Source organism: Sphingobium sp. KCTC 72723 (assembly GCF_014280435.1).
Taxonomy (GTDB): Bacteria; Pseudomonadota; Alphaproteobacteria; order Sphingomonadales; family Sphingomonadaceae; genus Sphingobium.
This window is the reverse complement of sequence record NZ_CP060388.1, coordinates 1,877,684-1,890,392: the sequence shown is the minus strand read 5'-3', so window position 1 is coordinate 1,890,392 and position 12,709 is coordinate 1,877,684. Positions and strand designations below refer to the sequence as shown.

At 64.0% G+C, this 12,709-nt stretch carries 15 protein-coding genes; 10 read left to right on the top strand and 5 right to left on the bottom strand.

Annotation, left to right across the window (positions count from 1 at the left end):
- Positions 1-87 precede the first annotated feature (87 nt).
- From rnhA to ispH, 3 genes are read right to left on the bottom strand one after another with little or no spacing between them, the layout of a single operon-like run.
- A complete protein-coding gene (gene rnhA / locus SPBM01_RS09360; RefSeq protein ID WP_188065235.1) occupies positions 88-534 on the bottom strand; it encodes a ribonuclease HI in 447 nt (148 codons plus the stop codon).
- Positions 531-1,508, bottom strand: coding sequence for a homoserine kinase (gene thrB, locus SPBM01_RS09355; protein ID WP_188065234.1), 978 nt, complete (start codon positions 1,506-1,508; stop codon positions 531-533). The genes rnhA and thrB overlap by 4 nt, the downstream gene beginning before the upstream one ends.
- A gap of 3 nt (positions 1,509-1,511) precedes the next feature.
- Positions 1,512-2,471, bottom strand: a complete 960-nt coding sequence (gene ispH, locus SPBM01_RS09350) for a 4-hydroxy-3-methylbut-2-enyl diphosphate reductase (protein ID WP_188065233.1) — start codon at positions 2,469-2,471, stop codon at positions 1,512-1,514.
- Positions 2,472-2,653: 182 nt separating this feature from the next.
- On the opposite strand from ispH, the gene SPBM01_RS09345 reads away from it, so the two are divergent.
- The 9 genes from SPBM01_RS09345 to tatC all read left to right on the top strand — a co-directional run bounded on the left by SPBM01_RS09345 (position 2,654) and on the right by tatC (position 9,999).
- Complete coding sequence (locus SPBM01_RS09345; protein ID WP_188065232.1) at positions 2,654-3,262, top strand: hypothetical protein; 609 nt, start codon at positions 2,654-2,656, stop codon at positions 3,260-3,262.
- A gap of 115 nt (positions 3,263-3,377) precedes the next feature.
- Complete coding sequence (gene argS, locus SPBM01_RS09340) at positions 3,378-5,102, top strand: arginine--tRNA ligase (protein WP_188065231.1); 1,725 nt, start codon at positions 3,378-3,380, stop codon at positions 5,100-5,102.
- 19 nt (positions 5,103-5,121) lie between these two features.
- The gene (locus SPBM01_RS09335; protein ID WP_188065230.1) at positions 5,122-5,856 is read left to right on the top strand and encodes an SPOR domain-containing protein; all 735 of its coding nucleotides are present in this window, start codon (positions 5,122-5,124) and stop codon (positions 5,854-5,856) included.
- Positions 5,857-5,957: 101 nt separating this feature from the next.
- On the top strand, positions 5,958-6,971 hold the full coding sequence (nagZ, locus tag SPBM01_RS09330; protein ID WP_188065229.1) for a beta-N-acetylhexosaminidase: 1,014 nt from the start codon (positions 5,958-5,960) through the stop codon (positions 6,969-6,971).
- Positions 6,972-7,112: 141 nt separating this feature from the next.
- Complete coding sequence (locus tag SPBM01_RS09325; protein WP_188065228.1) at positions 7,113-7,886, top strand: segregation and condensation protein A; 774 nt, start codon at positions 7,113-7,115, stop codon at positions 7,884-7,886.
- Positions 7,883-8,476 carry an SMC-Scp complex subunit ScpB gene (gene scpB, locus SPBM01_RS09320; RefSeq protein ID WP_188065227.1) on the top strand — a complete coding sequence of 198 codons (594 nt, stop codon included), beginning with the start codon at positions 7,883-7,885 and terminating at the stop codon, positions 8,474-8,476. The genes SPBM01_RS09325 and scpB overlap by 4 nt, the downstream gene beginning before the upstream one ends.
- Before the next feature lie 28 nt (positions 8,477-8,504).
- On the top strand, positions 8,505-8,741 hold the full coding sequence (locus tag SPBM01_RS09315) for a twin-arginine translocase TatA/TatE family subunit (RefSeq protein ID WP_188065226.1): 237 nt from the start codon (positions 8,505-8,507) through the stop codon (positions 8,739-8,741).
- A gap of 26 nt (positions 8,742-8,767) precedes the next feature.
- Entirely contained in the window at positions 8,768-9,205 is a 438-nt protein-coding gene (tatB, locus tag SPBM01_RS09310) for a Sec-independent protein translocase protein TatB (RefSeq protein WP_188065225.1), read from the top strand.
- Positions 9,202-9,999, top strand: coding sequence for a twin-arginine translocase subunit TatC (tatC, locus tag SPBM01_RS09305; protein ID WP_188065224.1), 798 nt, complete (start codon positions 9,202-9,204; stop codon positions 9,997-9,999). Before tatB ends, tatC begins: the two co-directional genes overlap by 4 nt.
- Before the next feature lie 75 nt (positions 10,000-10,074).
- Here tatC and SPBM01_RS09300 read toward each other — a convergent pair whose 3' ends face one another.
- A complete protein-coding gene (locus tag SPBM01_RS09300; RefSeq protein ID WP_188065223.1) occupies positions 10,075-10,203 on the bottom strand; it encodes an entericidin A/B family lipoprotein in 129 nt (42 codons plus the stop codon).
- A gap of 322 nt (positions 10,204-10,525) precedes the next feature.
- On the bottom strand, positions 10,526-11,476 hold the full coding sequence (locus tag SPBM01_RS09295; protein WP_188065637.1) for a cell wall hydrolase: 951 nt from the start codon (positions 11,474-11,476) through the stop codon (positions 10,526-10,528).
- Positions 11,477-11,690: 214 nt separating this feature from the next.
- Between SPBM01_RS09295 and SPBM01_RS09290 the strand changes: the two genes are divergently transcribed.
- Positions 11,691-12,686: a cysteine synthase A gene (locus SPBM01_RS09290; protein WP_188065222.1), complete on the top strand. Its 996-nt coding sequence runs from the start codon at positions 11,691-11,693 to the stop codon at positions 12,684-12,686.
- The last annotated feature ends 23 nt before the right edge of the window (positions 12,687-12,709 follow it).

Sequence of the window (12,709 nt, the reverse complement as noted above, 5' to 3'; positions counted from 1 at the left end):
GTGGCAGCGAGGGTAAGGCGTAGTGCTGCCCCGACGTCGCGCGCTGTCGCCTGAGATGCCAGCCTGCGCTGGCATGACGGATGAATTTTAAGCCCGGAACCGATCCGCCGCTGCGCTGGCGAGGCGGTCGGCACGTTCGTTTTCGGGGTGGCCGGCATGGCCCTTGACCCATTTCCAGCTGACTTTGTGCGGCGCGGCGGCGGCGAGCAGGGCTTGCCAGATTTCGACATTCTTGACCGGCTTGTTGTCGGCGGTGCGCCAGCCCTTTTTCTGCCAGCCGATCACCCATTTGGTGATGCCGTCCATCACATATTTGCTGTCGGTATGGATGGTCACGCGGCACGGCTTTTTCAGCGCGTTGAGCGCCTCGACCGCGGCCATCATTTCCATGCGGTTGTTGGTCGTCTGCGGCTCGCCGCCCGACAATTCCTTTTCGGTTTCGCCAAAGCGCAGCACCGCGCCCCAGCCGCCGGGACCAGGATTGCCCTTGCACGCGCCATCGGTGAAAATATCGACTGTTGGGGTGTCGCTCATGCGCCCAGCAACTCGGCCGGGTTGGCGCTGGCGTAGAAATCGAGGCGGCGCAGATAGGCGAGCGGATCCTTGCGCGTCACCATCGCGTCGGGCGGCGTGTTGATCCAGTCATAGGCGCGGGTGAGCAGGAAGCGCAACGCCGCGCCACGGCACAGGATGGGGAAGGCCGCACGTTCGGCGTCGGTCAGGCCATGCGCCTCCCCATAGCCCGCGCCCAGCGCCGCTGCGCGGTCGGCAAAGAAGGTCGCGCCGTCATTGCTGAATACCCAGGCGCTGTGGGTGACGGCCAGGTCGTAGGCGCGAATGTCGGTGCAGCTGAAATAAAAGTCGATGAGGCCGGTGACCCGATCCCCCAGCATCAGCACATTGTCGGGGAACAGGTCGGCATGGATGACCGATCGGGGCAGGTCGGCGGGCCAGTGCGCGTCGAGATACGCCAGTTCCTGCGTAACCCGTGCGCCAAGGCCGGGCGCAATCTGGTCGAAATCATCGCCGCATTTGCGCGCCAGATCGTGCCAGCCTGCCTTGTCGAGCGTGTTGGGGCGTGTCCTGGCGAACCCCGCCGCCGCGCGGTGCAGTTCGCCCAGCGCCGCGCCGGTCGCGCGTGCCTGCGCCGGGGTGGGTTCGGTGACGGAAATGCCGGTGAGAAATTCGATCAGGCAGGCAGGGCGACCGGCGAGCATCTGGAGTCGCTGGCCATCGCGGTCGGCAATGAAGCGGGGGACGAGGCAGCCGCGCGCGCCCAGATGATCGAGCAGGTCCATGAAGAAGGGCAGGTCGGCCTCATCCACCCGCTTTTCATAGAGAGTGAGGATGTAGCGATGACCCGACCCGTCATGGCCGGTGGTTTCGAGCAGGTAATTACTATTCTCCACCCCCTCGGCAATGCCCTTGGCCGATACGAGGCGGCCAGCATCATAACGGGTGAGGAAAGCGTCGATCTCTTCGGCGGGAACGTGGGTGTAGACGGCCATGGCTCAGGCGGTTTCCAGCCCACGGGGCAGTTTGAAGGAGATATTCTCCCGCGCGGTTTCGACCTGCTCCTCCGTCACAGTGAAGCGAGTGGCGATGGCGCTCACTACTTCGCGCACCAATATTTCCGGGGCGGAAGCACCGGCGGTCAGGCCCAGCGTCGTGACCCCGGCCAGCCAGTCGAAGTCGATTTCGTCGGCGCGCTGGATCAGGCGGGCGGGGGTGCCTTCGCGTTCGGCGACTTCGACCAGCCGCAGCGAATTGGAGCTATTGGGTGCGCCGATGACATAGAGCGCCTGACAGCGTGGGGCGATCGCCTTGACCGAGGTTTGCCGGTTGGAAGTGGCGTAGCAGATATCCTCCCCCTTGGGCGCGGCGATGGTGGGGAAACGGCGCAGCAGCGTGGCAACGATGGCGGCGGTATCATCCACCGACAATGTGGTCTGGGTCAGAAAAGCGAGATTGTCGGGATCGGCCGGCGCAAACGCCTCGGCATCCTCGACCGTTTCGATCAGCGTCATGTTGCCGTCCGGCACCTGACCGAAGGTGCCGATGACTTCGGGATGCCCCTTATGCCCGATAAACAGGATGTGGCGGCCCAGTTCGACCTGCCGTTCGGCTTGGCGATGCACTTTGCTGACCAGCGGGCATGTGGCGTCGAGATAGGAGAGGCCGCGTTCTTCCGCCTTGGCCGGGACCGCTTTTGGCACGCCATGGGCGGAAAAGACCACCGGCACGCCGTCCGGCACCTGATCCAGTTCCTCCACGAAGATCGCGCCCTTCGCCTTCAAACTGTCCACCACATATTTGTTATGGACGATTTCATGGCGGACATAGACTGGCGCGCCATAGGCCTCGATCGCCTTTTCCACGATGATGATCGCGCGGTCGACCCCGGCGCAAAAGCCGCGCGGCGCGGCGATCAGCAGGGTCATGGGCGGGCGGGTGTCGGCAGGCTGGATCATGCCCAGCCGCTTAGGACAATGTCGCGCGCGAAGAAAGGGGGCGATGAAAGCTATGTCCTTGCGGTTGCGCGCGGGGCGGGGGATGGATAAGGAAAGCGCCACGATCCTGGCCGGTGGGCCATGCCAAGGAATAACTGTCTGTGCCAAGGAACATCAGCCTGTCTCGTATCGCCCTGACTGCCATGCTGGCCCTGACCCTGGCGGGCTGTTCGCGCCGGGGCGAAATCGACGCGACCGGCGGCATCGTTGCGGTGCGTTCCGCTTGCCCGACGGCGGCTATCCCCGCGCAGACCGGCGACATCACGTTATTCGACCCCGCGTCCAGCCGCGACGCGGCGGCGATCGACGTGGTCGCCAACATCACCGACCTGCGCTCCACCTGCGCGGACGGGGCGCAATATTATACCGAAGCGACCTTCACCGTCAGCGCGCGCCGTCGTGACGCCAGCGCCGCGCGGCAGGTGACCTTGCCCTATTTCTCCGCCGTGGTGCGCGGCGGCAATGCCATCGTCGCCAAGCGGCTGGGGGAGGTGACGCTGAACTTTGCGGCGGGCGAATATCGCACCAGCACGCAGGCAAAGGCGGGTAGCTATGTCGAGAAGTCGGCGGCCAGCCTGCCCGCCGAGATTCAGCAGAAGATCACGCAGAAGCGCAAGGCCGGTGATGCCGACGCCGCGATTGACCCGTTCGCCCAGCCCGACGTGAAGGCCGCTTTGCAGCGCACCAGTTTTGAATTGCTGGTCGGGTTCAACCTGACCCAGGACCAGTTGCGCTATAACGCGACTCGTTGAAGTCAGCTCGTTTTGTCCGTTCGGGCTGAGCGTGTCGAAGCCCTGCACTTCTTGAAGAAAAGAGCAGCCCTTCGACAGGCTCAGGGCGAACGGGACTTGTAGGAAAGTTCGCCCCGTGTCTCTCTATACCCGTTTTACCGCTCATCTCGACGCTGTGCTGGATGCACTGGAGGTTGATGGCGTCCTGCCTGCTGGCCTCAACCGCAAACCTGTAACGGTCGAGCCGCCACGCGATCCGTCGCATGGCGACATGGCGACCAATGCTGCGATGGTGCTGGCAAAGCCCGCTGGCACCAATCCGCGCGCCCTTGCCGAAGCGATCGTTGCGAAATTGCAGGCGATCGAGGGGGTGGCGAGCGCGTCGATCGCTGGTCCCGGCTTCATCAACATGACGCTGACCGATGCGACATGGCGGGCGGAACTGGCCGCGATCCACGCAGACGCCGCCGATTATGGCCGGTCCGATTTCGGCCAGGGCATCACCGTCAATGTCGAATATGTGTCGGCCAACCCGACCGGACCCATGCATATGGGCCATTGCCGGGGCGCAGTGGTGGGCGACGCGCTCGCCACGCTGCTGGAATATGCCGGGCATAAGGTGATCCGCGAATATTATATCAACGATGCGGGGGGGCAGGTCGATGTCCTCGCCCAGTCGGCGCATCTGCGTTACCGCGAGGCGCTGGGCGAGACGATCGCCATTCCCGAAGGCCTGTATCCCGGCGATTATCTGGTGTCGGTAGGGCAGGCATTGGCCGCCGAATATGGCGACCGTTTCGTCGATGCGCCGGAAGGCGACTGGCTCGTCACCTTCCGCACCTTTGCCGTGGCGAAGATGATGGACATGATCCGCGCCGACCTGGCGCTGCTGGGCATTCGGCATGATGTGTTCTCGTCCGAAGCCGAATTGCAGGCGGCGGGGAAGCCGGAGCAGGCCGAAGCGTGGCTGCGCGCGCAGGATCTGGTCTATGACGGCGTGCTGGAAGCGCCCAAGGGAGAGTTGCCCGACGATTGGGAGCCAGTGGAACTGCCTTTGTTCCGGTCGACCAAATTTGGCGACGATCAGGACCGGCCGATCAAGAAGTCCAACGGCAGCTGGACCTATTTCGGCGCGGACATGGCCTATCATTACCAGAAGGCGCAATCGGCCGACCAGTTGATCGACATCTGGGGGGCGGACCATGCAGGCACGGTCAAGCGCATCCAGGCGGCGGTCGCGGCGCTGACGGAGGGCAAGGCGCGGTTCGATGTAAAGCTCATTCAGATGGTGCGCCTGCTGCGCGATGGCGAGCCGGTGAAAATGTCCAAGCGGGCGGGCAATTTCGTCACGCTGGCCGATGTTGTCGGTGAAGTCGGCAAGGATGTCGTCCGCTTCACCATGCTGACGCGCAAGGCCGACGCGCAGATGGATTTCGACTTTGCCAAGGTGGTGGAAGCGTCGAAGGACAATCCGGTATTCTATGTGCAATATGCCCATGCGCGCATTTCCTCGCTCGGCCGCAAGGCGCAGGAGGCCGGGATTGACCTGCCCGCGCCCGACCTGTCCCTTCTTGGGACGGCGGAGCTGGCCATCGTCAAGCTGGCGGCGCAGTTCCCGCGCGTGGTCGATGGCGCGGCGCAGGCGCGCGAGCCACACCGGATTGCCTTCTATCTCAATGACTTGGCGTCCGCGTTCCATGGCTGGTGGAATATGGGCAATGACGATCCGCGCGCGCGCGTCATCCTGACCGAGGATCCGGCGATCACATCGGCGCGGCTTTTCTTGAGCGCGGGAATAGGGCAGATCATCCGCAACGGGCTGGCCCTGATGGGCGTGGTCGCACTGACCGAGTTACAGTAGAAGGCGGAGTGTTCTGACGATGGGCGACTATGGGCGGGACGGGGGGCGGGACCGGCTCGATTTCGAGGATGAGGATCGGCTGCCCTGGCTGGAACCGGCGGTCGAGGAGGGCGAGGATGATCGCATCTCGCCGTTGCGGCTGCTTGGTCTGATCCTGCTGGGTCTGGTGTTGATCGGGGCCGTGGTCGCTGGCGTGTGGTGGGCGCAGAACCGCAATGGCAACGGCGGCGTGGATGAAGGCAAGATCATCCCCGCGCCGATCGACAATTACAAGATCGCCGCCAATGAGGCCGACGCCAAGAAGTTCGACGGCGAAGGCGACGCCAGTTTTGCTGCGAGCGAAGGCGTGCTGCGCGACGGGCGTATCGACCCCAGCCGCGTGCCTGAAGCGCCGATCACCAAGACCGCGCCTGCGCCTGCATCCGCCAAGCCTGCGGTTCCCGCCAAGCCTGCGCAGAGCGTGACGGCCCATGTCACGGACGAAACCAGTGCCAAACCCGCCGTCGCGGCCAAGGCGGCCAGCGGCGGCGCGATGATCCAGTTGGGTGCCTATGGCAGCGCGTCGGGCGCGAAGGACGCATGGACGAAATTGTCCAAGCGCTTCGCTTACCTTGCGCCGCTGGCCATGACAGTGGAACCGGCCGAGGTTGGCGGCGGCACCGTCTATCGCCTGCGCGCCACCGCCGGGGGGCAGGCCGGGACGATATGCGGCAAGTTGAAGGTAGCGGGCGAGAGTTGCCTGGTGGTCAACTGACGAAGCTGTTTCTCTCTTCCCTTTAGGGGAGAGGGAGGGAGAATGAAAAATCATTCTCAAGACCTTCGACAGGGGGCGCGTGCGTCGCTACCATCACGCGCATGAAACCCGTTATCTTCGGCCTTTCCGGCGAAACCCTGACCGCTGACGAGCGCGCTTTTTTCCGTGAGGCGCAGCCTGCGGGCTATATAATGTTCAGGCGCAATATCGCTGATTGGGCGCAATTGCGGGCATTGACCGATGCGCTGCGCGACCTGCACGGGCGCGACGACTTGTTGATCATGATCGACCAGGAGGGTGGCCGGGTGGCGCGGATGCAGCCGCCGGTGTGGCCCGCTTTTCCGCCGGGCGCTGTGTTCGATCGCCTCTATGATCTTGCCCCGTCCAGCGCGATCGCGGCGGCGCGGGCCAATGCGCGGGCGATTGCGCTGACGTTGGCCGAAGTCGGCATCACGGTCGATGCGCTGCCGTTACTGGACGTGCGGCAGGAGGGCGCGAGCGACATCATGGGCGACCGGACGCTGGGGGCCGATCCGATGCGGGTGGCGGCGTTGGGCCGGGCGACGCTGGAGGGGCTGGCCGATGGCGGCGTGGTCGGCATCGTCAAGCATATGCCGGGCCATGGCCGGGCGCTCGTGGACAGCCATCTGCACTTGCCGGTGGTGGACGCCAACCTCAATGCGCTGGAAACCGACCTTGCGCCGTTCCGCACGCTGAACAGCGCGCCGATGGGGATGACGGCGCATGTCGTCTATACTGCATGGGACGCTGACCGCCCGGCCAGCCTGTCGCCCACGATCATCGAGGAAATTATCCGGCAGCGGATCGGCTTTGATGGGCTGTTGATGTCGGACGATCTGGACATGAAGGCGCTGAACGGCGCTATTCCTGATCTGGCGGCGGGGGTGGTCGCGGCGGGATGCGACCTGGCGCTCAATTGTTGGGGGCGCATGGACGATATGGTCGGCATTGCGCAGGCGTTGCCGGAAATCAGCGCGGCAGGCCGGGCGCGGCTGGACCGGGCGATGGCCAGCGTGGTGCGGGGCGGGGATCAGCCGTTGCTGGAGGAATTGCTGGCGACGCGCGACACGTTGCTGGGGCTGGTGGTGGCTTGAGCGGGGCTACTGAAAAATCCTCCCCTGCAAGGGGAGGGGGACCACGAAGTGGTGGAGGGGTGTTCTGCTATCGAGTGGGCGATACCCCTCCACCACCAGCTACGCTGGCGGTCCCCCTCCCCTTAAGGGGGAGGATGTAAGGTGGACGATCTGTTTGATCCGCCGGCCATTCCTGCCGTCGATACGCTGACCGTCAGTTTCGATAGCTGGGAGGGGCCGCTTGACCTGTTGCTGAGCCTGGCGCGGGCGCAGAAGGTGGATTTGCGTGAGATTTCCATCCTCGCGCTGACCGAGCAATATCTGGATTTCATCGACGGCGCGCAGCAGGTGAAGCTGGAACTGGCGGCGGACTATCTGGTGATGGCGGCGTGGCTGGCTTATCTCAAGTCCGGGCTGCTGCTGCCGCGTCAGGAGCAGGATGAACCCAGCCCGGAGGATATGGCTTTGCGGCTGCAATTACGGCTTCAGCGGCTGCACGCGATGCGCGATGCGTCGGCGCGGCTGATGGCGCGCGACCGGGTGGGGCGCGACGTGTTCGTGCGGCGCAAACCCGAAGGGCTGCGGCTGGTCAAGAAGGCGCAATGGCGCGCCAGCCTCTATGACCTGATCCAGACCTATGGCCAGATTCGCGCGCGCACCCGCCCGGTGGTTCACACTATCGCGCGGCGGCCGGTGATGACGCTGGACGAGGCGATCCGGCGGGTCGGCGCGCTGGTAGGGACGGCGATCGAATGGACCCGGCTGGAAGCGTTTTTGCCCGATCATCTGGACATGCCCAAGGCGAAGTCGGCACTGGCGAGCAGTTTCGTCGCGGCGCTGGAACTGGCGCGGCAGGGGCGGCTGGAAATGCGGCAGGACGAGATTTTCGCGCCGATCTATCTGCGTGCAGGCGATAGCGGGGAGGCAGGGGCATGAGCGAGGAGCCGGACGATTTCCTGCGCGCGGTGGAGGCGGCCTTGTTCGTGGCCGAAGCGCCGCTGGCCCCGGCGGAATTGCGGCTGCATGTCGGCGACGGGGGAAATTTGTCCGCCGCGCTGGCGATGCTGGCCGATCATTATGCCGGGCGCGGCATCAATCTGGTCGAGCGCGGCGGGCGCTGGCATTTTCAGACGGCGGCGGACCTGGCCCACATTTTGCGCCGGGAAAAGGACGAGCCGCGCAAATTGTCGCGCGCGGCGATGGAGACGCTGGCGATCATTGCCTATCATGAGCCGGTCAGCCGGGCGGAAATAGAGGCGATCCGGGGTGTTCAGGTCGCCAAGGGGACGCTGGACGTGCTGATGGAAGCGGGCTGGGCGCGGCCAGCGGGACGCCGCGAAGTGCCGGGCCGTCCACTCATCTACGCCACGACCGTAGATTTTCTGTCACATTTCGGGCTTAGCAGCCGCCGTGACCTGCCGGGAATCGACGATCTGCGCGCCGCCGGGCTGCTGGACCCCGTCGATTTGGCGCTGGAGGGTATGGGCGGCCAATCCGTTCTGGAAAGTGACGAGGATGTAGCCTAGATAGGCTGCCTTACTGGAGTATATTATCATGGGTTCCTTCTCGCTGATGCACTGGGTGATCGTACTCCTGGTCGTCATGCTGCTGTTTGGCGGCGGCCGGATTTCCGGCCTGATGGGTGACGTGGCCAAGGGTATCAAGAGCTTCAAAAAGGGCATGGCCGACGATGACGACGTGACGCCGGCCAAGCCTGCCACGCGGATCGAGGGTCAGCGCGTGCCTGAACAGGATGCCACGACCACGACCGAAGAAAAGACCAAAGCCTGACATACAGAGCCGGTTGGTAGTCGCCCATGTTTGGCATCGATTCGTCCGAATTTCTGGTCATCGTGATCATTGCGGTGATCGTGATTGGTCCCAAGGATTTGCCGCGCGCGCTTTACAAGGTGGGGCAGATCGTCGGCAAGGCACAGGGCATGGCCCGGCATTTTCGCACCGGGCTGGACGCCATGGTGCGCGAAGTCGAGCTGGAGGAACTGGAAAAGAAGTGGGCGGCGCAGAACAAGCGGATCATGGACGAGCATCCGCCTGAAACGGCCAACGCGACGATTGCAGACGGTGCCGCGCCCGCGATGGAAGCATTGCCGGACGCGACCGAGCATCCGCCCTATGTCGCCCAATCCGCGCCGGTGGAGCCTGCGCCGGTAGAGCCTGTTTCGACCGAATCGGTCCCCGTCGCGGCGGCGGACGGCCCGCCCTATCTGAGCGGCAAAGGCGGGGCAGCGGCATGATCGGCGATATTGACGAGAGCAAGGCGCCCTTGCTCGATCATCTGATCGAATTGCGTGGCCGCTTGCTCAAATGCGTCTATGCGCTGGTGCTGACGGGCGCAGTCTGTTTCTATTTTTCCGAACAATTATTCGCCATCCTCGTCCATCCGCTCAAGGAAGCGTTCGGCGATGGCGGGGGCAAGCTGGTCTATACCAAGCTGTACGAAGCCTTTTTCGTGCAGGTGAAAATCGCGTTCTTCGGGGCGTTTTGCCTGTCCTTTCCGATCATTGCCAACCAGCTATGGGCGTTCGTCGCGCCGGGGCTATATGCCAAGGAAAAGAAGGCGCTGCTGCCCTTCATCCTGGCCACCCCCTTCCTGTTCGCGCTGGGGGCGAGCCTGGCTTATTTCGTCGTGATGCCGATGGCGTTTCACTTCTTTCTGGAATTTCAGGGTAACAGCAGCGGTTTGCAGGTCGAGGCGCTGCCCAGCGCCGATGCCTATCTGGGGCTGGTGATGCAGTTCATTCTGGCGTTCGGCATCTGCTTCCTGATGCCGGTGCTGCTGATGCTGCTCAACCGTTCGGGCTTCGTGACGCGGGCGCAGTTGATCGGGATGCGGCGGTACATGATCGTGGCGGCGTTCATCCTGGCCGCCGTGCTGACCCCGCCCGATGTCGTTTCGCAGCTGATGCTCGCGATTCCCTTGCTGCTGCTGTACGAAATCACCCTGATCGCGATCTGGTTCACCGACCGGCGGCAGGCGAAAGTCGCGCGCGCGCAAGACGATGCGGACGGGGACGAGGTCGCTGCCTGAGGCATAAAAAAAGGCCCGCCTTTTGAAGGGCGGGCCTATGCTAGGGAGGGGTCGTCTATATTCGTGCGGCGGCTGTTAGTTGCCGACTTTTTCGACAGCCTTGCCAGCGCTCTGCACGTCGCGGCCAGCGCCTTCGACCGTGTTGCACGCCGCTACCATCAGCGATCCGGTGAGCAGCAGAGCGGTCAGGATTTTCTTGGTCATGGATTATCTCCTTCGAAAAATTCATTGGCCGACATGGACGCGCCATGTTGGCGACAAGGGGAAAACCCATCGTGCGCAAAAGCGTTCCGCGTGCGAAAATATAATGATTTCAGGATGAAGCGGCCCCAAAAAAGTCTGAGCCCGGAACGTGTCGGGGGGGAAGCGTTCCGGGCTCATATATGTGGATAGCAAAGAGCGGGGGGCAAAAGATTTGCTATCCGAAGTGTAGAACCCATGATCGGGCGATGGGTTCCCGTTCTTCCGCGAAAAAACCAGAAATTTTAATCTGGTTCGAATCAAAAGACTTAGCCGAAAGGGGCTGTCAGATCAGCGGACGGCCGCTGTTGCGATATTCCGGGCGGATCGTCGATTGCGGCAGATCGTCGTCGCGGTCGGACGCGGCGCGGCGCGGCGCTGGCGGGGTCCAGCCGATCGCTGGCGTAGCTGGAACAGTATAGGGTGCGGCGATGGCGTCCACTGGCACGACCGGGCGCGCGGGCCAGACGCGCCGCGCAGGGCCGGAAATCATTTCATGCCCCAGATAGGCCGCGCGAAAGGCCGCCGGGGTGCCATTAAAGCCGGGGTTGCGGTAAAATATATGCGCGCCGATGACGGCGACCGGCGACAGGCTGGACGACCAGACCGGGCGGACGGCCAGCGTGTGATAATGGGTGGCCAGGCCAACGGGGGCATAGACCTGGCCCGCCAGCGCATCCTGCGCCACGCGCCGCGCCCGCGCCCATAGCGCAGGCGCTGGCATCCGCGCCATGGCGCCGTCGCAGCTGAAAGTGAACTGGCATTTATAGTCGGTGCGTTCGGACCCTTCATAGACGACACCGCACACCGTGTCGGGCCAAAGCTGGCTGCGCACGCGGTTCAGGACGACCTGCGCCACGGCGCGCTGGCCCTCGTCCGGTTCGTTCCCGGCCTCATAATAGACCGCCGATGTCAGGCAATTGAGCGCGCGATAGCTGTCGAGGCTGGTCAGGCCGCGAAATATCGCGGCGGGCGCGGCTTTGACGGCATCCAGGCCCAGCACATGCTGGCTGCGCACGGTTTCCACGCCGGGGACGGGATCGAACGCGCCCTGCGCATAGAAGAAGGCAGAGCCGGGGAAGTTGGCGGCAGCGTCCTCGGCCGGATCGTCCTGCGCCGGGCTATCCATGCCGTCGAGCATGTCGAGCGGCGCGGCGGTGATCAGGCGCGGCGCGACGAGCGCGAACAGGGCAAGCGCGCCGATCGCGCTACGTCCTTTCCACCCCATTGCCTGCATCATACGTCCTTCATTTGCCGCGAGTATCGCCCTTAGGGCAAATATCTTTCCACTTCCTCCCCGGATTTGGGGCTGTGCCGGGATGGGACGGGTGGCGGGGGAGAGGTTAACGGGGTGGGTTGGGGTGGGCGCTGTCGCAAAAGAAACTCGCCCTTTTGGCCGCGCATCATTCCCTTGCTTGGCAAAGGCGCGTGGCGTCCGCTATGCGTGGGCCATGCTGCTTCACCAAGATAGTCTCGCCCTGATCGGTAACACGCCGATGGTGCGCCTCGCCGGGCCTTCCGACGCCACCGGCTGCGACATTTTCGCCAAGTGCGAATTCGCCAACCCCGGCGCATCGGTCAAGGACCGCGCGGCGCTGTTCATCGTCAACGATGCCGAGGAAAAGGGGCTGCTCAAGCCCGGCGGCACGATTGTCGAGGGGACGGCGGGCAATACCGGCATCGGGCTGGCGCTGGTCGCCAATGCCAAGGGGTATAAGACGATCATCGTCATGCCCGAAACCCAGAGCCGCGAGAAGATGGACACGCTGCGCGCGCTGGGGGCCGAGCTGGTGACGGTGCCAGCCGCGCCCTATTCAAACCCCGGCCATTTCGTTCATACGTCCCGCCGGATCGCGGAGGAAACGGACGGCGCGATCTGGGCCAACCAGTTCGACAATATCGCCAATCGCAAGGCGCATATCATCGGCACGGCGGAGGAAATCTGGACCCAGATGGAAGGGCGGATCGACGGCTTCACCTGCGCGGCGGGGACGGGCGGGACGATCGCAGGCGTAGGGCTGGGCCTGAAAGCTAAGGATGAGGCCATCACCATTGCGCTGAGCGATCCGCATGGCGCGGCGCTCTACAGCTATTATGCCGACGGCGAATTGAAGGCCGAAGGGTCGTCGGTCGCCGAAGGGATCGGGCAGGGGCGGATTACCGCCAATCTGGAAGGCGCGCCGATCGACACGCAATTTCGCATTTCCGACGCGGAAGGGATGGAGTGGGTCCGCCGGTTGCTGGCCGAGGAAGGGCTGTGCCTGGGGCTGTCGTCGGGCATCAATGTGGCGGGCGCAGTCGCGCTGGCGCGGCAATTGGGGCCGGGCAAGCGGATCGTGACGATATTGTGCGATACCGGATTCCGCTATCTTTCGACGCTCTACAACCGGCAATGGCTCGAATCGAAGGGCTTGACGGTCTTCCCCTGGCTGGCGCAGACTGCGTGATCGCTGACACGGGTCGCAGCGAC